We start from the raw sequence: 21,929 nt of genomic DNA on the forward strand, positions 1-21,929 counted from the left end.
TCACAGACCTGTTCTTAGCGGCGATTTTCTGGGACCCTTTGCAGTCATGACAAGTCAATCCAGCTCAATACAGTACGCCTTCGCCTTAGACAGCCAAGGCGCACTCACGCACATTAGCGATGCTCTGCGCTCGAGTATCTACACCTGTCCAGGCTGTAAAAAAAACCTCACGCCAGTATTAGGCGAAAACTATGCTAAGCACTTCCGTCATTCTGAAGAATGTTGCGCCGTTGAAACCTACCTGCACAAGTGCGCCAAAGAAGCATTCTTCTATCGCTACCAACAAGCTCTCAGCCACGAAGTACCTATTAGCCTTGAGCTAGAGCGCCGGGTTTCCTGTAATGGTTCTCGTTTGGCATTAGTTAGGGACGAAACACTTCACTGCCTAAAATTCGTACCTGCGCGCTACAACTTGACTCAATTCTTCGATCAGGCGGAGTTGGAAAAGTACGATAAGGTTACAGGACTGCGCCCAGACATAATGTTGTGTGATGCTGCTGGCGAAAGGCGTTGTTATGTCGAGATTTTTGTTACGCACCCCTGCTCTCAAGAGAAGATCGAAACCGGCATCCCGATTCTTGAGTTTAAGGTTCACTCTGCCGCCGATATTCAGATGTTGCTTACCGGGTCATATTCAATCAAGGATACTTCTCTGAGAGTGTTCAACTGGGCCCCTCCCTCGCAAACCGTTGATACGTGCACTGGAGTCTGCTCCGCAGGTAACGTGGTTATGTCTGTTTGGAGCTTAAGCGATTCCGGCCGACTCAACGAACAAACGATGCGGCTCGCTGAAGTGGATCTAACAATCAACTCTGACGTCAACACATGGCCGAAATCGTTAGGAGGTGTCGAGTTGGCCGATAACTTAAGAACTTTTCTCCGTCAAGCCGATCCTCATTCGTTATTTTCTAACTGCATTATGTGCGAGCAAGCAAACCGCTGGGAGGATGGCTATCTGCAATGTCGAAGTAAGGCAAAAATAGTTCCTTACACAGAGGCCCGTCAGTGCGCCAGTTACAAGGTTAAGGCATGAAAAAAAGACTGACTTGGGAGCAAAAATGCATTGTTGGCCATGATACCGGACATGCGTTGGTAAAAGCCGTACCGGGTAGTGGAAAAACAACCACTCTCGTCAAGCGCATTGAAAGGTTAGTAAAAACGGGGACGGACCCTCGTTCCATCCTGGTTTTGATGTACAACAAATCTGCCCAGGAGAACTTCACTGATAAATTGAAAACAGCACTGAAGTCGAGAGTGATACCAGAAATCCGCACGTTCCACAGTTTGGCCTTAACGATTGTTGGTTACGGGGAGCGCCGACAGCTAATCAAGAAGAAAAACCTCATCACACCCGACGACTACCGATATGAGCAACTGATTAAGCAAGCCTATCGCTATGGTTTTGACTATGAGGCGAGTTACATCGACCCCAATGAAATTGAAACCTTCGAGTTGTTTATCTCTTGTTGGCGCGCTGCGGCAGTAACTCCTGTTGATGCAGCTAATGATCCAACATTCAACAACATCAAACGAGAATTTATTCGCGCTTATAGCCGCTATTGTGAGCTGTTGGAGGAAAACTGTCTGCGAACCTTTGATGACTGTTTGGTTGAGGCTGTTGCACTGTTGCGTAAAGACAGCAGCCTTGGTGCCCACTTCAAACACATCATTGTTGATGAATATCAGGATGTTAACTGGATACAGCATGAAATGACCCGCTTGCTATCCAAGCAGGATACGTCAGTTATGGCTGTGGGTGATGTTAACCAGTGTATTTACGAGTGGCGAGGTGCTCGACCAGATTTTATCGGTGGCCTGTTTGAACAGCATTACCAGAATACGAAGGTATTTCAACTTTCATGCACGTTCAGGTTTGGCCATGAGCTTTCCTTGATGGCAAACTCGGTAATTCGGCGTAATTCCACTAAACTGACCAAGCTTTGTGTCAGTCATCCTAGCACCCCAAAAACGGAGGTCAGATTGCACTTTGATAACAGCTTATCCAAGGTGCTATCAAACCTTTCGGTGAGCAGCGGAACACAAGCCATATTGTCCCGCACTAAGGCGAACCTTGCCGAGGCGGAAATTGCATTACGCCTGTGTGGGCTACCCTATCGCTACCTCAATGGTTCAAGCGCATTACATACCCGTACTGAAATCGGAATACTGGTAGTCGGCGTATTGCTGTCTGTGTACGGCGATCTGCGGCTACTTGAAAACCACCCCAACAAAAAAGCGATTATCTACGGCTTTCTGAAGGAAGCTGGTTTTAACTGGCAGACAGGGCAATTAAAAGCAGCGCTCAGTGGATTGATGGCTCCACATGCCGATCTATGGACTGTTCTTGGTCAGATATTCGACGGCGCACAATACCAAAAAGACCGGCTAGGAAGACTAGCCACTATATGCCAAAAGGACGGAGAGGAAACGCCAGCTATTGATGTGTTACGCCGTCTTGGCATGGAGGGTTTTATTGATAATGTTGGCTCAGACGGCGTAACACGCACTGGCTCAAACGATCGGCAACGAGGAGTCGTGAGGATCGTGGAACTACTTGACTCTAGTAAGATCGATTCCCGGACGTTTTTAAAACTTATCCTTAACCCGGAAGAGGCTGCGACTGACTGCGAACCCTTCATCCTTTCCACACTGCATGGTTCCAAGGGACTAGAGTGGGATAAAGTGATACTGATAGGCTTAAATGAGCAAGAATTTCCTGGCGGCAAAACCGATGATCTTTATAGCGCGCGCACATCGATGAGCCCCCCCTCGACCAACGAGAACATCGAGGAAGAACGTCGGTTGTTTTATGTCGGAATTACTCGCACAAAACAACAGCTTAATCTGGTTGCCCCTCTTGATGAAGGGCTCACACTGTGGCTGAGAAACCACTGGGACAGCACCCCGAAGAAGCCACCGATAGCCACTCGCTTCGTCTATGAGGCTGGCTTGTCTGCTTGCGCTGTTACCAGTGATGCGATCTATAACAACACGTTTAAGGAACTGGAGAGTGACCTTAGCAAGTTTCACCAATGGTATCTAAGAGATCTTCAGCGATTAAAAGTCTAGGGAGCACGGACAAGATACTTGCCGATTTCCGCTTCGTGCTAATTATCGAGTTCAATGGAGGTCTATTGCTCGGAAGCAAGCTTCAGCACAACGATCCGCATAGCAACGCCTCGCAGCACCAGTATAAAGAGTTTTTAAGCGGTTCTGAGGGGCTATGCTTGCCAGTATTCAGGATCCAGCTCTATATCCACTCATTTCAGCTATGCCACGACAACACGATATCTAACCATTAACTCGAAAATGATTAGATGCAAATATACCAGAAGGAGAGAGGGAGAATTGACTTCAGGCTATGTGGTAATAGACACAGGGTGTAGTGGTCAACTAAATCCGGACACTTGGTTAGGCCGTTCTTCGGCTGTTGCTGGCGGTATCCCGTTATTGTGGTGATGTGGACGCCGCCAGTTGTAGTAATCCATCAGGTAATAACTGATATCCCGTTTCGCCTCCCGCAGGCTCAGGTATCCCGTTACCGGGAGCCACTCTGACTTCAGGCTCCTGAACAACCGCTCCATCGGGGCGTTATCCCAGCAGTTACCACGTCGGCTCATGCTCTGGGTCATGCGATAGCGCCACAGTCGTTGCCGAAATGCCCGGCTGCCATATTGGCTGCCCTGGTCAGAGTGAAACAGTACGCCTGATGGGCAACCTCGTTGTTGATAGGCCATCTCCAGTGCGTTGATGGCCAGTTCTGCATCTGGTTTATCTGACATAGCCCATCCCACAACCCGCCGGGTGTACAGGTCAAGCACCGCCGCCAGGTAATGCCAACGACCGCCTGCCCAGACGTAGGTGATGTCGCCACACCACACCTGATTGGGTTGCTGGACATCAAATTCGCGGGCCAGCAGATTGGGAATGTCCGGTCGTTCAGACTGTGCCGCCTTATAACGGTGTGCGCCCGGCTGTTTGGATGCCAGCCCGGCTTCCTTCATCAGGTTACGTACTTTGAATCGGCCAATCTGATACCCCAACTCCCGCATCATCGACATTAAGGTGCGGCTGCCTGCCGAGTCCCTGCTCGCTTTGAACAATCGACGCAACTCACAGCGCTGCTGCATGCGCTCACGGTTAATCGTCCGCCTGCGAGCCAGATAATCGTAAAAACAGGAGGTGGGAACATCGAAAGCGCGGCAGACCAGGGTGATGGGGGCTTGCTCCCTCAATCGGTCTATCAGCGCGTACGTGTGAACTCGTCCGCCATCAAGAGAGCAGTAGCCTTTTTTAGAATGTCCTTTTCACGTTTGAGCCGATTGATACGGGCTTCCAACTCCTGAATTTTTTGCTGCTCCGGAGTCAATGCTTTGCCGATTGGGGTTGTGCCAGCTCGTTCGGATTGGAGTTGCTGAACCCAGCGACGAAGCACGGTTTCGCCGACATTCAGTGAACGGCTTGCTTCGGGGACCGAATAGCCCTGGTCAAGCACCAGGGATGCAGCTTCAAGTTTGAATTCGGCAGTAAACGAGCGACGTAATCTTGTCATTGAACACCTCAGGTCATGGTGGCGACTGTACCACCTAAAATGGTGTCCGGGATGATTAGACCACTACAGGGGGACTGTAAACAAGCTGCGGTGTTTACAGCCCCACATACGTTGAGAATGCTATTTTCATCGAATTTGAAGTTTACGTTTTTGGCATGGGTGTTTTAAGCACTTACATACAGCAATTTAAATTTCAGAATTACCATTAATACGTTGAAACAAGCAAGACCAACCTTTAATTGTTCAGCATTGAAACTAAACTCACATCAATCATAGCTTTGCTTCTGCTCTTAACAGCACATCTATAGCCATTTTATAATTTGCTAGAATAATAGAGTCATTCACATAGTCAGTCCCCATATCTGCAAGGAACTCCTCAGCAGATTGGTAGTCACTACCTGGTCTATAGTAACTTGGCATGTTGCTTTGGGCCCAATCTGAAAGCACTTGGTCATAAGTAACAACCCTATCATTCTCATCATTGTAAAATGTATCGGCAAGAACATCATGATATACCTTAATAGATGCATTATCTAATGCACGTGCAACGAGCTCAGCAATGTCATTATTTAAAATTACAAATGCAGGGAAATTATGGGGTTCATGAATATAATTAAAGTTTTTGAGCACCACATGCCCATCATGGGAACGGGTAGTTTCATTCAGGTTAACGCTATCCCTCAAAACGCCGAGAGCTTTATTATTCACAACGATATCAATCGCACAAACATCATCGTTTACTTTTCTCATTACAATACAACCTTACGTGTTAACATGGGATATTTCAGCACTTGTGCTTATCTATTGGTAGTTGAAGCTCCGTCAATAGCGAGGAGCTTATTACCAAATATGATTTTTAGGTTAAAGTACACCTATTCATCATTTGCAGATGTGAATGTATAGCATGTACCTAGTTGCAGTTAATTTAGGTTGATTTCATATAAATGGCAATAGCAAACAAAAAAACATCTAAAATATTTTATTCTGAAATTTAAATTGTTTTTTTGCTCTCTTTTTATTGTCTAAATGAGGAATTTAAAACGATGAAAATCAAAAAAAAACACTCACAGAAAAAGTTTTTTTCTCGTGAAAAAAACAATAGATTTCCACAGAATAATCCCACCAGAAAAAGTAAAAAAAACGGCATGAAACTCTCGCAAAAAATGATGCGATTATGAAAAAAATGCTTAGGTGTTTTGGAAAATAATCGTGGCATTTTTACGTGCTTAAACTGAGGTTTCTATGAACCTACATGAGCAAAAAATCGATTAGTAACAGACGTAGAAGGAGTAGACGTTACCGTGTGATAGATCTGATTTTTGTGTCCAGATCTCATGCAGGAGTCGGCACAATTCATGCTCATGTTTGTTGTAGCCTGAGCACGGAGCGTGAGTTGGTAGGACAAGGCAGGTATGTGAAAGAAAAGTGCTTGCTCCAGGGCATCAATCTCCCCTCCTCTAGCAACCACTTGATTCAAACACCATGACCATTATCTGGTTAGTCCGCTCACATCCAAGAGGCTGAAATATCGCCTATCCCCATGGTGTTTCCCGCTGTACTTGACAACCAGCAGACCCTACAAGGTAGAGAGCCCATCCAACGGCTCAGAACTCCATTGAATCTGATGATGAAACTGGCATCATTCGAATCATCTTGGTTATGATAGTGACGCTAAGCAATTAGAATTATTGCAGGTTTAAGACTAATAACCTCTACGCGCTATAGGGCGCACTTGTTACGGAGATGAAGTTGATGGCCAGTATTGAAGATCGATTGGAAGAACAGTTTGACAATGAGATGGCTCAGGTTTCACGACCAAATCTCATGATCGTCGGTGGGACAGGGGTCGGTAAAAGCAGCCTCATCAACCTAATCTTCGGCAAGTCCATCGCAAAGGTAGGAACAGGACAACCCGTTACTCGTGGTTGTGAGCGCTACGAGGACCCTAAGATACCATTGGTGATTTTCGATACCGAGGGATATGAGGTATCTGAAGGTAAAATTTCAGCGGGCAACTTTCGTGAAAAAATCATTCCAGAGATCAAACAACGCAAAAACAAAGCACTAAATGAGCAGATCCATCTCATTTGGTACTGCTTGTCGGTAGCCAACCACCGGATTACTGATTTCGACCTTGATAACCTTCGTTTGATTACAGACCAGCTAGATATACCAGTGGCTGTAGTTCTTACCCAATGTGATGCCGAACCAGTCGATGACCAAGGCAATGGTGAGACCTCTCAGATATTCCGCCAGGTACTACGGGAAAACGGTATGACCTGTGAGGTATTTGAGACCTGTGCCAACAATCCTAACCATGACCTAGAACTAAAACTGGATCTTGAAAAACTGATCGATTGGTCAAGCACATCACTCAGTAATGACTCTCTGCGTCAGTCGTTTGTGGCTGCACAGATTGCCTCTCTGCAAGCCAAGCGCAGCGAAGCGATGAACATCATCATGACTTATAGCGCCACCACCGCAGCAAGCGCAGGGCTCAACCCGATCCCAATGTCAGACGCGCTACTCATCGTACCTCAGCAGATAGCAATGGCCGCATCATTGGCCAAGATCTATGGTATCGATTCAATTGGTGAAATCGCAGTCAGTATGCTCAAGGGTCAAATCATCTCCTTGATGGGACGCCAATTGGCAGCCAGCCTGACCAAACTCATCCCGGTATTGGGGCAGTTCATTAACGCTGGGGTAGCCGGTGTCATCACTGGTGGGCTTGGGCTAGCCTTGATCGAGGTATATGAACGAGCCATCGAGGGCTATCTAAAAACAGGAAGGGCACCTGATTGGACCAAATTACTTTCAAGTGAACTATTTATGCAAGCATTCAACAGTGGCCTAGCCAAATGGAAAGCTAACAAGGCCTGATACTCACTAATGACACAGGAAGGTCCTAGTGAGAGGCAAGCCACTGTCCTTTATCCTAAGCCTTCCTTCTTAATAAAGCTGTTCAGGGTTATGGAACGCATGGACAAATTCGCAATCAATCTAATTGTTTTGGGAAAAAGCGGTGTAGGAAAAAGTAGTTTCTGCAATTATCTCTTCGACAAAAAAGATATGTTTGAAGTCGGAAGTGGTAAACCTGTCACTTCTTGGGAAAAAAACTTCCAGTCGTACACTTTTGAACACAGAGGGCACCTGCTAAATGTGTTCGACAGTGTGGGTTTGGAGGCTGACAACTATGGACGTTGGAGAGACCAGTTCGATCGTTTTATGCGGCAACGGCGGGAACGCCCCATGGAGCCTGAAACATGGATACATGGGGCTTTCTATGTCATCAATGCTAGTTCAGCCCGACTAGAACCAGTCGATCTTAACCTCATCAAAGATATCGCCCAAGATACCCATATTCCCCTGCAAGTCATCCTTACCAATGCCGATGTCGCAGGGGAAAAAGTAGAAGCCTTGACGCAGGAAATTAAGAAGTACTGCCCAGGTGTTCCGGTCACCCCCCTGTGTTCAGTGTCTGTCCGCAAGCGCGGTGGGCACTCAACCCAGCCCTTTGGTAGGGAGGAGGTACTTTCATTATACCTAGAGCAATCACGCACCTTCTTGAGCAAACGTCTGGCCGCTATGAGTTGTTTGAATATCAAGAGAATTCTAAAGGAAATGCGTAATACAGTAGTTAGCAAGATTGAAAGTGCAGATCTCAGTATTTTCAAACTCGCAGACTTGGACCTTGATAAGGAAATCAAGCTCCCCGACTTGGATGAGGTATTTTCCGACTTAAAGAGTTTTGATGACTACCTGTCATCCTTTGGTTTCGATGGAGGCTGGGAGACCAGTTATGAGTTAGAAAACACTGTAACTCAAGCCTTCGAAGAGTTTCAAAGCAATATTGAAGTTCGTTTTAAAGAGATCGAAGATGGAATTGATTCCGATAATCTGATGAGCAAGGTGGGAGCTATTTATGAGGCAGCAAAAATTATCCTTACCCTGAAGTCTACTATGATTGGTTGGCTCGATGAAGGCGTTAATAAAGTTGATGTCGAACTTGACCACTTGTTTGTTAAATATGCTGAACAAGACAACTTCTTTGCCTTATACCTGTTTCCACCCGGAGTTTTAACAAGTAACAAGGTGAAGCTATTCGGTATCTTCTAGTCAACAAAAATTTGCGACACATGATCCTCCCATTCTATTAAGTTGTAACAATAGGATAGATTTATGATGTAGTAGATTATTACATTTGGCGGCCATGATAGGCATCATTATTGGTTCGCCTATCATTAGATTATGTCAATACATTTCAGATAAGTTATTATTCAGCAATTAGACACCGGTCATGGCCGGTGCCTGATGACAAAATTAGCTGCACATGATTATTCACTAATTGCAATAAACTAAAAAATCAATTAAGAATTTCCCCAAAATCTGTTTTGAAGGGAGGGAATCTCAATTTGTAGATCATCCTTGAAAAGAAACGTCTCGTCTCCATTATCATCAACACCACTTTGACTTCCATATGAACGCAGCCACAGTTTTCTATTATCAGCTGACAGTGCATAGCCCATTTTCCTCTCATTACCCCTTAATCGATCCGGATACGCCCATCCTTTCCGCTCAAGCTTAGTAATGGTTACAATTATATGCGCCAATAGGGGTTGCTCTGGTGAGACATACTCATGAAACCACGGCCAGAAATCCTTATCACCATCCGATGCACGCCACCCCTTAATTTCATTCACTGTATCTAAATCCGCATATGGATGAGAGTGAAATGTGCCAACCAGCTCTATATTAGGCCAGTATTTCGTAAAAAACTCCTTTTTTGCTATTATCGAATTAAGATCTGGCCGTACCCAGTCTTGATGCCTTAATGCAGATGTTTCAACAGTAGCCATTGTAGATACAATTCGAGCGGGATTTTCACCTTTCTGAGGAATTGAATACCCCCACAAAAGGCCAAATGTTTCAAGGTTAATAGCCCCCTTTCCTTTTAGGTGCGCTCTGTGCTCAAACTCGTAAGCCTCAATTTCAGTAGTGAAAAGCTGAGGTACAACATGATCTTCAACAACAATATATTTCATACTTATATCCTGCAAGGCATCCCCAATATCTGTTACATACAGATATTTAAGCGGCATTATTATCATTCATTCAGAATTTTTAATGTTAACCAGATCACGATTCCAGCCTAGTTGATATGAATGACACTAATATCTAACAAATTGACTGGATAAGCGTACAAAACACCGGCTTAAGACCGGTGTTTTTGATAGTCACAGCAATACCAATAGAGATCTATTTTAGTAACGGCTCAAAATTTTAGTAACCCACTCTTTAATATCATTTGACAGACGTGCTGTTTTCATAGTCCTTTTTGAACGTTCCGGCACCGGTCCATCTCGATAGTAATTTTTGGGCTGACTTGAATACGTTTCATAGCCAAAATTCTTATTGATAAATGACTCTAAAAACTTAATTGGAATTCCCATATTAGATGAAATGATAAAATAGTCTTTATTAAAGAATTTTTTTACTGCAATGAGTTCATGACAAAACTTAAATTTTCCATTCTCAATCCACGCTAGGAATTTACCAGCCTCATCACTACTGTAGCAATAATTGTCACTGAGTTTTAACTCATTGGCTAGCGATCTTATCATTGCAAATGTTATGGACTCTTGACTATTATAGTCGTCAGTACATTTATATAATGGAATGTTATTTGTAATTATTCTGCGAGTATTTCCTCTATCATCAAATTTTATCAACGCCTCACTTAATTTCTCACCGTAAAATTGCTCAATATCAAAAGCCTCATTAGCATAAAACTCACTTCTATTTAATAACCCGTAAATTCGATCTTCCTCAGTTTTCAGCTCAGCCAACTCAAGCATTTTTTATCTGAATTTTTCAGCTCAGGTGAAAGATAGCTAATTTTATAACCCTGTTGTTCAAGCATTGTTAGTAGGGTGAAATTATAATCCAAACACAATTTATGTTGAATAAACAATCGGTTAACCATATGCATTAATGTGGGGTTGTTGCAATACTCATGCAAACGTTCAATAGAATAATCACACCCCAACGCTGACATCACCAGCTCTGTAATGATATGATCGCTATTTTTATATACCCTATTTTTGCCACCAAGGAGCGCTAAAAATGCATTATTAGCATTCCTCGCTCGGTGGAGAAACTGCATAATATCATTAGGCTGAACGAGCCCATTTGAAATAATTGCAGTAAATGTTAGGTCCTTATCTGTGAAACTAAATCCATTTTTCACAACCGGTGTAAAAATTGATACCAGTTTACTGCTAACACATTTTTTTATAGCACCATTAGGGAATTTACGAGCAGTGTCAGCATCGATTAATATTTTATCTGGTGTATTTATTGCATTTACCAATACGTTAACATTTGATTTTTTTGCATTGTGTGCCTCGTCGCTAAATACAATACATTTTTTGTCACTTGATGCACGCTCATTGATCTTGTTTATAAGATCTGATTTAGTTGTTAAATATATTTCTGGCATCACTTTAGGTTTGGATGACCTATATACGAACACCTTCTTATTACTGAACTCAGCCAAACCAACCATAAAATCAAATGAGTCCTGACTTAAAAACGCATCGGCAATAACAACCGTGCTGGCATCAGTAATAATTTTTTTGAAATTATCCATCCTTTCAATGTATTCATCAACTGAGATTCTCATGCCCAATTCTGAGTGCATTAAATTTAAAACATCCTCAAATTCATCTATAATCAAAATTTGGCACTTATCCCGGATATGCTTATATTTTTTACTATATAAAATGCTCAGACTAACACCATAGACACCGGTTTCATTTTTGGTGATATCTGTATGATAGTGTCGTTCATCCTGATCAGGATACAGTGAATTCGTGAAAGCTCGAGATGGATTTAAAAAAATAGGATGCATACCATTATTCCCAGCCTCGTCAAATGTGGGTATTAGGCAATTAGTTGTTTTACCCGTGCCTGGTGGGGTAACAACTATGTGAATCCCAGGGAAACGATCTAGAGATAATCTTTCGTGACAAAGATCGATATTAGTTTCAGTAATATTATCATTCTTAGTATAGAAATTGTGCGCTAAAGATACTGCATTTTTTTTAGCATTTAGGTGGTTTTTTATAGCCTCAGCGATTCTAGTATGGAATTGATTACAAGTTCGAGACCTAACTTCATCAATTAGAGACACCTCGGACATTCTCTCTGGGCACAAATGATGAGAACTGGTCACCACTAAATCAATTGCTTATTTCTCCTCCACCTCATTTTTAGCAAATGGGAGTAGCGTCACCCCTAGATTGAACCTGTTCGAACCTGGCTTAAACTCATGATCATCAAGCACGACTGTGATCTTATAATCGAATGCAATTTTCACCGCAGGAAAAATTGAATCCTTATCAATTATAATTTTAATTGAATTCCTTGGCTCACCATCGCTAATAATTTCTACAATTTTTATTTTTAGCGCGTCAGATTCATTAACCCTAAATTTTACATGGCAGTTATCGCCATAACTCAGCACAAACATACCCACCTCATTTAGTTTTTATAATAATATGGTGGCGTTTTCCAACGCTACACTTTTATTATAGTTATTAAATATTTAAAGACTTCTCTAGCATTCACACCAAAAATTTGGCGTAGGCATGCTACTTAGAGATTTTTTAATCTCTTGGAAGAATTCATAAATATAAATTATGTATCTACATACACTGACTGGTATGTACGAAAAGAACGATATTCTTATTCCAAAGCGTTTGCAATAGGGTAAAGAAAAATATCTTGACTTTTTCTTGAATTATTAGTCAAACATTATAATTGAGCCCTGAAATGGCAAAACTATCTATAAACTCTAATAATTTTGAGGGGTGTGCAAGAGCTCTATCTGAATAGTCAATGCGATACAAAGGCCACTACACAGCGATGTAGTATGAGGAGCTAGTGACAAGAACGATCTTTGAGGCGATTTATTGTAACTGGTGTGGATGCACCATAGTGGTGCAAAACTCAAAAATTATAGCTCGATTCGCGATTGAGTCATAGGTAGGCAATATGTCGGAGCATTCCTCGCTCTGCGAGAAGGTGGCCATTTTTAAACTTAAGGGTGAGAAGGTACGCTAGAGTGGGTCGTACCTTCCCAAGAAAGGTAATTCTAACTCCTTATGCAGATTGACTCATTTCAACCACCGCATTGGCATTCACCTTACGAATCACCCCAAATAACTCGACCACTTTGCCTTCATCAAAAAAGCCGTAGGCGCTTTCGCCGTGGTTGTCGGTAAACGGTGGCTCGAAGATGTGCGCCATGTCTAGCACGCCGTTGTGCACAAGGTAATCAATCACTTGATCAACAAAGTTGATTTGTTCGGCGTTGTAAGCGCCCTCATCAAGAAAGGCGCTAAAAGCCTCTTTGGCTGCGTTCAGGTCAAGGCCCACCAATTCTCGAATAAAGGTGCCTAATGGCTTGTCTTGCAAGATCTGCTCACGGTATGTCGCCACATCACTCATGCCACTGGCATCGAGCAACAACCCTTCTAGCACGTCCAAATCGGCTTGAGTGATAGGTTTGTTTCTTTTCAGTTTTTGAATGGTGAGTTGGTCTTGGTGATCTTGAATATACAACTCAATCTTTTTACGGTATTGGACCAAGTCGACTGCCGGGCTGGTATACACTGTCGTCACATCGTGTACCCCTTGAATCTCATCTTCAAAGTTGGTGTACACCCTCTCTTTATGCTCTTTGTCTAAGGCGAACATCAAATTACGTAAACGCTGGCGAATGTCTTCAAGTGTAACCAAATGAATGTGCTGCCAAAACTCAACGGTTTGCAGGTCTTGCAACAACAGCAACTGCGCTTGTATCGCCGGAATAACCGACTTCCCTTCCAATTGCTGGGCGATTTCCATCACGCGAATCCGACTTGGCTCAGGCACTATGCCCTTTTCCAGCAAAGCTAACTGCATTGTCAACAGTAAGTTATCAAAGCGGTTGGCCAAGTTATTCACTTGCTCCACTGGGTTGAAGGGCTCAGCCTCTGTAGGCAGAGCTGCAATATGGCTTTCTAGCTCAGTGTGCTTGGTGTCGTCGATGCAGTCCCAGTGCTCGCGAACTAGAAATGGTTCAACAGCTTGGCGTTTCGGACGGACAATAAAGTTATCTAAGTTCATCCCTGTGACTTGGTGATGTAGCATGTCTAACTGGTAATGCTTTAATTCCCGTAACCGCTCCGCATCTTCAGGGTGTTGCTTGATATAGCCTTCATCAGCCAAGCGTTTACTGAGCAAGATGCTTAAATTAACCCTTTTTTCAAATACTTGTTGCATCAATGGTTTAGCAATGCCAACAGGTAAACCTTCTGGATTAGCATCGAAGTACTCAAAATTTTGGCAATAATCAAACACCTTAAAGGTTGTCTTATGCTGTCCAGGGCCAAATAAATCATCACACAGACGCGTGCCGCGACCGATCATTTGTGTAAATTTTACTTTAGATCTGATCACTTTAAAAAATACCAAGTTCACCACTTCAGGCACGTCGATACCGGTATCGAGCATGTCTACCGAGATCGCAATACGGCAGGTGGGGTTGTTCGGGTCGAAGTCTTTGCGCTCGTTTTCATCCCCCCCCAAATTCATCAATCAGGCTTTGAGCGTAGGTTTCTTTAAAAGTGATCACTCGCGCTAACTTGCCTGCCCATTTGGGGTAGTTTTTGTTAAACATTTTTTCGAGGAATACAGCATGGTCGTTGTTAGCGGCAAAGATTATTTTTTTTCCAATCACATCACCGCCTTCTACATGAATTCCCCCCAGCTCAGTTTTACTCATTAATTGAGCAAACATCTTCTCGGCGGTGTCTTCATTGAATAAGAATTTATTCACCTCAGAAGGTAACACCTCCTCGCGATCGGTCAGCTCGGCCTTGTTTTCCCACTCTTGTTTTTCTTCATCAGACAACTCTTGATACTTGATTCCTTCACGAATAAACTTAGTAGCAACTGATATTTTTGTTGGCGGCACCAAATATTTTTCTGCATAGGCACTGGCGTCTTCATAAGCATAAGTAGGCATGCCTTTTTGCAAATCGAAAATGCTGTAGGTATCTTTTTCTACTTCGTCTTTTGGAGTGGCTGTGAGCCCCAGAAGGTAACCATCAAAATACTCAAAAATCTGCCGATACTTCGAATACACCGAGCGGTGTGCTTCATCTACCACGATTAGATCGAAATGCCCCACTCCAAACGGGTGCTCGTCAGCCCCCCGGTCCAGCAAGTTTTTCATGGTCGGGTAAGTCGAAAAATACAAGCGGCTGTCGATACTGTCTTTGCTTTGTCCTGAGCTCAATAGTGAGCAACTCACCCGAGGCAATAACTTAACAAAATGCTTTTTTGCTTGAGTTAACAGGGCATTGCGGTCAGCCAAAAATAACACGTTTTTCACCCAGTTATTTTTGACCAGCAAATCGACCAAACTTATCACGGTTCGGGTTTTACCTGTGCCGGTGGCCATCACTAGCAGAGCTTTTCGCTGATGGTCTAACTCAAAATGCTGTAAAATATGGGTAATGGCGGCTTTTTGATAATGGCGATTAGTAATATTTTCATCAATTTGAGCGGTGAGCTTGTTAGCTTCCCCAGAATCACAGTTAAAAAACGATATCCTGTCGTGGCGCCGACTTATCATTAGTGCCAGTTCGTCTTTGGTATAAAAGCCTTGTACGGTACGAGGCGGGTAGAAGGCATCATCCCACAGGCGAGTTTCGTAACCGTTAGTGTAAAAAATAATGGGCCGCACACCGCATTGCTTTTCTAGACAATCGGCATAGAGTTTGGCTTGCTGTTGGCCATCTTCTGGGCGGCGACTGGTGCGTTTCGCTTCCACTACCGCCAGCGCTGTGCCGTCATCTCCCCACAGCACATAATCGACCAAGCCATTGCCCTGCGGGTTTGCCGGTGAAATCGGCATGTTGGTTACAGGGTATTCGCGATCCCGCTTATCCTTAAGTGGCCAACCCGCTTCATTGAGCAGCGCATTGATAAGGTAATTACGAGTTTCGGTTTCGTTATAGTCGTGGCTATCTTGCGAGCTATCGGACGCTTGCTTGGCTTGTGCAATTTGCTCAAGCAAGGCTTCGTTTTCTGCCTTTAGCGCCGCATTTTCATTGAGCTGTTGCTGATATGCTTCACGCTTGATGCTGTCGCTCTCGGCCAGCTGTTTTTCAAGCTCTTGTACCCGCTTGATGCTGCTGATAGCTTTGGTCACTAGACCAGCATCAATGGCGAGCTTTTGCGGAACTAACGCTTCATCAAAGGGCTCGACGCTAAAGTGGTTTTTATCAAGTTGCGGAGTATAAGTACGGATAAACCAATAGAGCACATGGTGCAACTCTTTCACCGCTTGCAGTGCATCGCGCTCTGGCAGCGCACTCTTGCCATGTACGGCCTCGTTACCAATCTTGATAACGAGTTTCAGCTTGGGAAACAGGTTACTGGCCAGATTCTCTTTAAAGCCTTTATCGTGGATCAGCGACATCAAGGTCACATCATGACGTGGCCGCGTCAGCCAGTTGTCGATGTCAAAGACGGTTTCAACCATCAGCTCCAAGGCATTGCGGGCATAAAACCCCGCAATCCTCGGGTCGCTTTTAATATTGGCCTCAGCGCTTTGGGCGCGAGCCAGTATCTCGGTGCAGCGCAAGAGCTAAACTGATTGTCCGCACCGCCTTGTCCAGCAAGTGTGGTGCGGATAAAGGTAAAGTTGCTGCTACCGAGCGCCACGCTTGATGTGCTAGCTGTTGCTAGCTTTGTGACCGTATCTGACATGTAACTTCCTTTTACATCTGATTGTTTTTTAACGTATTAAGGTCATGTTCGCCGTTAAAGGTTTTTTGCATGAGAGCATTAAACATCAGTTCAGTTTCAAATACTTGCTGTTCTTGCTCTTTTACTATTTTTTGTAACTTGCAATAAATGTCAGAAAACTCACACTGCTTTATATAGTTAGGAAATGGTAATCGAATCGCCTCAAGCTTACTTTTACTTATCATTCCTTTCATGGAGTTAGTTGAGGCTGCTTGAATAATTTTCTTCCCAACCTTCAAAAGAACATATAAAAATTCGGTGTTTAGAATATTTTTTTTGGGGACCAACGCATTGATTTGCTGATTAAATGCAACATTACGATCTGTAATCGCTATATTCCCTATACATTCAGGACTACCTGCAATGCAAGTCATCAAGACTGAACCTGCACCAACAGTTCTTCCAACAGCCTTCCCTTTTTCTGATAAGTACTCTTCTGCCATAGTAAGGTAATCTGAAGGCGTATTAATATTCCCAGATTTAATCCATTCTATATCAGAACCATAATATTCAGATTTAGCTCGTGATGGCGTATTACCAGTAATGACATTTGCCACATAAGAAATACATTTTAACTCCAACCCTTTTGGATTGGTAATAGGATCGCCAAACATCTCAATAAACACTGATTGGGCGAGACTGTTAAGATCTTGCTCCATTTGCAGGCAGTCTTTGCGAAGTTGGTCAGCTTTCTCTAATACCGCAGCTATTTTCTTTTGGGTTTCGAGTTGTGGTAGTGGTATTTGAATTGACTCTATAACCTTTTTATTTATCTGAGGAAAAGTAGAGCCTGTAGAGTTCAGATACAATTCATTTTCTATTGAACGGATGAAGTACCATAAATATTTAGCATCAAGTTTCTCATCATGAGCTCTCAATCCAGCAACACCTCGACCTAAACAATACGTTTTGTCAGCCCAATTCAAGTCCCCTATTGTGGCACGGACACATAATATAATATCGCCTTTTTCACATAACTTTGTGGGATCTAAAGTTGATTTTTTAGGTTGTGGAAATACCTCACCATAATCCGCAGCCCCTGCAATTAATGGCACACCTTCACCAAGCTCAACATATGTTGAGCCTTTTGGTGCTGACCCCATATCAATGTTGCAAACGGTTGATAGCTTGACTACATTCCAACTCATTTCAGTAACCCTTCTAGCTCACTTACACCCTTTGTCATCTTCTCTTGCAGGGTTTTAATTCGCGCTAAAATTATTTTTGGCGAGTCGTACTGCACGTCTTCGTACACCACTTTTTTATATTTATTGAGACTTAAATCGTACTGACTGGCAATAATATCGGCAACAGGCACCATAAAGCTTTGGTCGGTCCGGCTGCGCTTGTATTCCGGGCTGCCGAGGTAAGGGGTCCCATCGGGGTGGGTCAAGCTGGTAAAGCGGGTAATGATATCGGCAATGTTACTTTGTTCATGAGTTGGTTGTTCACCCGCTTTTGCCAACCGGGTTCGCTTATCATCCAGGGAAAAACCATCGGCCTGCATGTCGTAATACCACACCTTGTCCGTGCCACCGGAGTTGGTTTTGGTAAAGATTAAAATCGCAGTGCTAACGCCAGCGTAAGGTTTAAAGACCCCGGATGGCAGAGAAATAACGGCCTCTAGCTTTTGCTCATTAACGATTTTTTCGCGAATACTTTTATGGGACTTGGTTGAGCCAAACAATACTCCGTCTGGCACGATCACAGCGGCGCGGCCACCGACTTTGAGCATGCGTAAAATCAACGCTAAAAACAGCAGTTCAGACTTTTCGGTAGGCCCTTTGGTTTTCACTTCAACCTGGATCTCATTACCATTTTCATCGATTTCGGTTTTATACTTTGGCGCAACTTTTTTGGCAGCAGGGTTTTTACCCAAGGCACGCAATAGATCGGGGGCTACGATGTCGAAGTCCACCGAGCCTTTAAACGGTGGGTTGGCCAAGATCAGGCTGTAGGCCTCGCGAATATTGGCATCGCCTTGGTCTTGTAAGCTATCACGATAGAAGACACTAGGGTTTTCAATACCATGTAACAACATGTTCATCGCGCCTATGCGCAGCATACTTTTGTCAAAGTCAAAACCGGTGAACATTGCATTATTAAAATATTAAAATATTAAAATGCTTGCGGTTTTCGGGCTTGTTGACTTCTTGCTTATAGTGCTTTTCAACGTATTCTAGCGCTGCCATCAAAAATCCGCATGTACCTGACGCTGGATCACAGATGGTATCCCCCAGTTTTGGTTCCATAAGCTCAACCATCATTTGAATAATATGGTGTGGCGTTCGGAACTGACCGTTGACACCCGACTGCTGCAATTTGCTAAGCAGATATTCGTACAAGTCACCCTTGGTATCTTTGTCGTCCATGTTGATGGCGTTGAGCAAATCGACCACTTGTGACAGCAACTTGGCGGAAGGGATAATGAAGATGGCGTCTTTCATGTGTTCTGCAAAGCTGCCTTCATGGTGCAAGGTTTTGATTTTGGGAAACACCTTGTCACGCACGATTTCCATCATCACGTCGGGGTCTTTATCTTTAAAATTACTCCAGCGCAGCGCTTGCTCATGAGCGCCAAAGGTTGGGTTAGCCACAGCAATGCCGGTGGCTTGTGCGCGACGCTCGGCAGTGCGTTGCAGCTCGTCTAAGCGGCGAATAAACAGCAGATAAGAGATTTGCTCAATGACCGAGATGGGATTGGTAACCCCGCCAGTCCAGAACATGGTCCACACTTGGTCGATTTGATTGCGTATTTTGCCTGTTAACATGAAAAAATCTCTTTGTACCAAAAGGATAGAGAGCAAACTCTCACAATGGAGCCACTTTACCATGGGGGATATGTTACTGCTCAAACGGATGTGGCTCGTATAGAGCCCTATCTTCTTCAAATCAGTATCATGGTTACGACCCGTCATACTAAGGTATTAACGGGTTTCTGATTAACTGTCTTTCTATCACCTTCTAAGTTGAGACCACTGTGATGCCCCCTGTTCTCACATTGCTATCATTGGCCTCTGGCAGCTCTACACCGGCCAGACCCTTTACAGCTTCATGTTGCTCATGGGTAATTTCTCATCAGATTCCGCAAGGAGCAAAGGATCCATTTCCCCCCCCCCCGCCCCCACACATCTTAATGCACGTGAAACTGTGTACGCCGAACTATCGCTCTATCAGCAAGTATTTCTTCATGGTGAAAGTGGCCTATCGGTAACTCTCGAACGTGGGTATCATTCGTCGACCACAGTGCTCAACATATCCCAGACCTTCTATGAAACCGATTCAAGGCTTCTATGGGCGACATCACATTCCGTTCGGCTGGAGTCCCCTGAAGATTATACAAGTTAGTAAGTCTGATATTAGCATTTAAAAATAACACTTCGCCCACACTGAAATGCTTCATCCTAGTTATACACTAAGAGATGGTAGAGTTATTAAGTGGGTATTTAATATGGCACCCACTTAATAAATCAATAAATATGGATTCGAGGATTTATATGATATCAAATTTTAGCGCGTGATTAACTGCACTTTCAAAGCTCATAGAATAATGACCGAGCACATCATCTAAAGCTGGCGCAATGAGATTTTCATTTATATCTTCACGAATGCCTTTCATTTTGTTATCTAAATAAACTTCAACAAGAGCAAGTACACTACACTCACCAGGTTGCCCCACGCCACCGTTTAAAATTGAAAGTAATATATGAATACCTTCCTCATGCCTCTCGTTATCCTTTAAGTATATTTGTGCAAGTTTAAATGCCGCACCTAAATGTAAACGACCATTGGATGAAGCCAACTCAAAAAGCTTGATTGCATTATCCGGATCCTTATCATTATATAACGCGATACAACCTCGACGGTAATTTATATCATCGTTATAAGAACTTGATAAATAACTATTGCTATAGGCGTTAATAATTTCCATGCATTTATTTAGGTCTGCATTTACCCCATCACCGTTGTGATAGATATAAGCTAGACGACATAACATTTCTGGTTCTCCCGAACCAAGACATTGGCTATACCAAAATTCAGTTTTTTCAAGATCTTGAGAAACTATGCGCCCTTGTGCATAGTGAGTCCCCAGTACAAATTGAGCCTTGCTATCACCTGATTTAGCAAGCGAAATAAGCTCATCTAAAGATATGTCATCTAAATAAGTGCAATAAGGAACTTCTGTGTACTTCAATAACGTATAGTCGCTAACCCAAGAATACAGCAGGCTAGATATCTCACAAAGTTCAATGTCTATTTTACCAGCCCGGTAGCAACTCCAATACAATTTTGCCAATTGCAGATTGGCATTTTTTATTCCATGCTTAGACGCATAATCAAGCTGACTTCTTATATCTTCAATATCATTAAAAAATATATCTTTATACAATTCAAAATTTTCATGGTCATTCAGCAATGGCCAAAGATCACAAATCTCTTTCACAGATAGTAAATATTTCGCGGCAGGATAGTTTCCATATGCAGCAGATGCTAGCATCTCTAATCCATCGCTACAGCTCGCATCTTCATTTAACAGTATGATGCCGGCCTTATATTTAGCTTCCATATTGCCTTTTTTTGCTGCTTCGAGATAATGCCCCCAACCTGGCCCAATTTCATATTCACGTCCACCAATCTTATTTTTTTCAAACTGAGTATTATCAAGGTCGTATTCCAGCCAACAGCACATGTCTCCAATTTTTACTTGTGCCTGGATATGTCCGGCATCTTTTGCTTTATTTAAAAACTCAAATGCCATATTGATGTCATGCTCAACATTATTTTTTTTGTAGCTTTTTAGATGCATTAACCCTAATTGATATAACGCATCAATATTTCCCTGTTCGGCTGAGAGTGTAAATAGCTGATTTGCATGTACATCAACCTCTGGCCCTTCATTTTTATTGACTAAATGAATGCCCATTTTCAATTGGGCCAGTGGATGGCCATTTTTCACTGCCAACTCAAGCCATTCAATTGACTTTTTTTCATAGCTTTTCTTGGCCGTTTTTTCACTTATTTTCAAACACAGCTGAGATAAATTATACTGTGCATTGCTATTACCATTTTCAGCTGATTTTGTATACCAGTATTCGGCTTTATCATCATCCTTAGATATTAAAATCCCTTCATCATAAATCCATCCTAGTGTAAAGCAGGACAGGGCACACCCACTCTCCCCTGCTTTCCTAAAATTCTTAATTGCTTTATTTATATTTTGAGTCACTCCATACCCATGAAAATAGCACATACCAAGTTTTAAATTTGATTGAGGATGGCCGCGTGACGCCGTGATCTCATATATTTCAATCGCTTTTAGATAGTCAGCATCTACGCCGATCCCAAATTCGTAAGAAACTGCCTCTTGATATTTCTGCTTCATGAACTGTTCTTTATTTATCATATCATGTGCAGCATCATCGCCAGTGTATTCCCTATATGTCATGACAACCTCCACGTATCCATTTAGTCAACTTGATCTCAATCTATCATCTTCAGAATATTCTTTAAT

Annotated in this window: 16 protein-coding genes; 4 read left to right on the top strand and 12 right to left on the bottom strand. The window is 43.1% G+C overall.

From position 1 onward, the window contains the following. Window positions 1–46: 46 nt before the first annotated feature. Window positions 47–1,033 (top strand): hypothetical protein, encoded by a 987-nt coding sequence (locus PG900_RS06775; protein ID WP_270798672.1) that lies wholly within the window; start codon window positions 47–49, stop codon window positions 1,031–1,033. Next, window positions 1,030–3,069, top strand: coding sequence for an ATP-dependent helicase (locus PG900_RS06780; RefSeq protein ID WP_270798674.1), 2,040 nt, complete (start codon window positions 1,030–1,032; stop codon window positions 3,067–3,069). Before PG900_RS06775 ends, PG900_RS06780 begins: the two co-directional genes overlap by 4 nt. A gap of 320 nt (window positions 3,070–3,389) precedes the next feature. Here PG900_RS06780 and PG900_RS06785 read toward each other — a convergent pair. Next, a protein-coding gene (locus PG900_RS06785) for an IS3 family transposase (RefSeq protein WP_270798676.1) occupies window positions 3,390–4,552 on the bottom strand; the annotation gives its coding sequence in 2 pieces (ribosomal slippage) (window positions 3,390–4,297 and window positions 4,297–4,552; 1,164 coding nt in all). Between the two features lie 270 nt (window positions 4,553–4,822). Beyond that, entirely contained in the window at window positions 4,823–5,302 is a 480-nt protein-coding gene (locus PG900_RS06790; RefSeq protein WP_270831125.1) for a hypothetical protein, read from the bottom strand. Between the two features lie 1,002 nt (window positions 5,303–6,304). Between PG900_RS06790 and PG900_RS06795 the strand changes: the two genes are divergently transcribed. Beyond that, window positions 6,305–7,435, top strand: a complete 1,131-nt coding sequence (locus PG900_RS06795) for a GTPase (protein WP_270831126.1) — start codon at window positions 6,305–6,307, stop codon at window positions 7,433–7,435. Window positions 7,436–7,534: 99 nt separating this feature from the next. Beyond that, window positions 7,535–8,671 (top strand): GTPase, encoded by a 1,137-nt coding sequence (locus PG900_RS06800; protein WP_270831127.1) that lies wholly within the window; start codon window positions 7,535–7,537, stop codon window positions 8,669–8,671. A gap of 251 nt (window positions 8,672–8,922) precedes the next feature. Here the strand turns inward: PG900_RS06800 and PG900_RS06805 are convergent, their stop codons facing one another. The 10 genes from PG900_RS06805 to PG900_RS06850 form a co-directional block, all read right to left on the bottom strand. After that, window positions 8,923–9,597, bottom strand: a complete 675-nt coding sequence (locus PG900_RS06805) for a hypothetical protein (RefSeq protein ID WP_270831129.1) — start codon at window positions 9,595–9,597, stop codon at window positions 8,923–8,925. Between the two features lie 219 nt (window positions 9,598–9,816). Beyond that, window positions 9,817–10,410 (bottom strand): hypothetical protein, encoded by a 594-nt coding sequence (locus PG900_RS06810; protein WP_270831130.1) that lies wholly within the window; start codon window positions 10,408–10,410, stop codon window positions 9,817–9,819. Next, window positions 10,389–11,747: a hypothetical protein gene (locus PG900_RS06815; RefSeq protein ID WP_270831131.1), complete on the bottom strand. Its 1,359-nt coding sequence runs from the start codon at window positions 11,745–11,747 to the stop codon at window positions 10,389–10,391. Before PG900_RS06815 ends, PG900_RS06810 begins: the two co-directional genes overlap by 22 nt. A gap of 57 nt (window positions 11,748–11,804) precedes the next feature. Beyond that, window positions 11,805–12,086 (bottom strand): hypothetical protein, encoded by a 282-nt coding sequence (locus PG900_RS06820; RefSeq protein ID WP_270831132.1) that lies wholly within the window; start codon window positions 12,084–12,086, stop codon window positions 11,805–11,807. Between the two features lie 632 nt (window positions 12,087–12,718). Next, window positions 12,719–14,194 (bottom strand): type I restriction-modification enzyme R subunit C-terminal domain-containing protein, encoded by a 1,476-nt coding sequence (locus PG900_RS06825; RefSeq protein ID WP_270831133.1) that lies wholly within the window; start codon window positions 14,192–14,194, stop codon window positions 12,719–12,721. Then, window positions 14,175–16,253 (bottom strand): DEAD/DEAH box helicase family protein, encoded by a 2,079-nt coding sequence (locus tag PG900_RS06830; RefSeq protein WP_270831134.1) that lies wholly within the window; start codon window positions 16,251–16,253, stop codon window positions 14,175–14,177. The genes PG900_RS06825 and PG900_RS06830 overlap by 20 nt, the downstream gene beginning before the upstream one ends. Window positions 16,254–16,389: 136 nt before the next feature. After that, the gene (locus PG900_RS06835) at window positions 16,390–17,565 is read right to left on the bottom strand and encodes a restriction endonuclease subunit S (RefSeq protein WP_270831135.1); all 1,176 of its coding nucleotides are present in this window, start codon (window positions 17,563–17,565) and stop codon (window positions 16,390–16,392) included. Then, window positions 17,562–18,512, bottom strand: a complete 951-nt coding sequence (locus tag PG900_RS06840; protein ID WP_270831136.1) for an HsdM family class I SAM-dependent methyltransferase — start codon at window positions 18,510–18,512, stop codon at window positions 17,562–17,564. The genes PG900_RS06835 and PG900_RS06840 overlap by 4 nt, the downstream gene beginning before the upstream one ends. Before the next feature lie 7 nt (window positions 18,513–18,519). Then, on the bottom strand, window positions 18,520–19,188 hold the full coding sequence (locus tag PG900_RS06845) for a type I restriction-modification system subunit M (RefSeq protein WP_270831137.1): 669 nt from the start codon (window positions 19,186–19,188) through the stop codon (window positions 18,520–18,522). A 722-nt stretch (window positions 19,189–19,910) separates the two neighbouring features. Then, complete coding sequence (locus PG900_RS06850; protein ID WP_270831138.1) at window positions 19,911–21,863, bottom strand: tetratricopeptide repeat protein; 1,953 nt, start codon at window positions 21,861–21,863, stop codon at window positions 19,911–19,913. Window positions 21,864–21,929 lie beyond the last annotated feature (66 nt).

This window comes from Aeromonas sp. QDB03 (assembly GCF_027707985.1).
Lineage (GTDB): Bacteria > Pseudomonadota > Gammaproteobacteria > Enterobacterales > Aeromonadaceae > Aeromonas > Aeromonas hydrophila.

Bases quoted from the DNA above. Each gene is read 5' to 3' on its own strand.
- PG900_RS06775 (WP_270798672.1), top strand. From the start codon at position 47: ATGACAAGTCAATCCAGCTCAATACAGTACGCCTTCGCCTTAGACAGC.
- PG900_RS06780 (WP_270798674.1), top strand. From the start codon at position 1,030: ATGAAAAAAAGACTGACTTGGGAGCAAAAATGCATTGTTGGCCATGAT.
- PG900_RS06790 (WP_270831125.1), bottom strand. From the start codon at position 5,302: ATGAGAAAAGTAAACGATGATGTTTGTGCGATTGATATCGTTGTGAAT.
- PG900_RS06795 (WP_270831126.1), top strand. From the start codon at position 6,305: ATGGCCAGTATTGAAGATCGATTGGAAGAACAGTTTGACAATGAGATG.
- PG900_RS06800 (WP_270831127.1), top strand. From the start codon at position 7,535: ATGGACAAATTCGCAATCAATCTAATTGTTTTGGGAAAAAGCGGTGTA.
- PG900_RS06805 (WP_270831129.1), bottom strand. From the start codon at position 9,597: ATGAAATATATTGTTGTTGAAGATCATGTTGTACCTCAGCTTTTCACT.
- PG900_RS06810 (WP_270831130.1), bottom strand. From the start codon at position 10,410: ATGCTTGAGTTGGCTGAGCTGAAAACTGAGGAAGATCGAATTTACGGG.
- PG900_RS06820 (WP_270831132.1), bottom strand. From the start codon at position 12,086: ATGTTTGTGCTGAGTTATGGCGATAACTGCCATGTAAAATTTAGGGTT.
- PG900_RS06825 (WP_270831133.1), bottom strand. From the start codon at position 14,194: ATGAATTTGGGGGGGGATGAAAACGAGCGCAAAGACTTCGACCCGAAC.
- PG900_RS06835 (WP_270831135.1), bottom strand. From the start codon at position 17,565: ATGAGTTGGAATGTAGTCAAGCTATCAACCGTTTGCAACATTGATATG.
- PG900_RS06840 (WP_270831136.1), bottom strand. From the start codon at position 18,512: ATGTTCACCGGTTTTGACTTTGACAAAAGTATGCTGCGCATAGGCGCG.
- PG900_RS06845 (WP_270831137.1), bottom strand. From the start codon at position 19,188: ATGTTAACAGGCAAAATACGCAATCAAATCGACCAAGTGTGGACCATG.
- PG900_RS06850 (WP_270831138.1), bottom strand. From the start codon at position 21,863: ATGACATATAGGGAATACACTGGCGATGATGCTGCACATGATATGATA.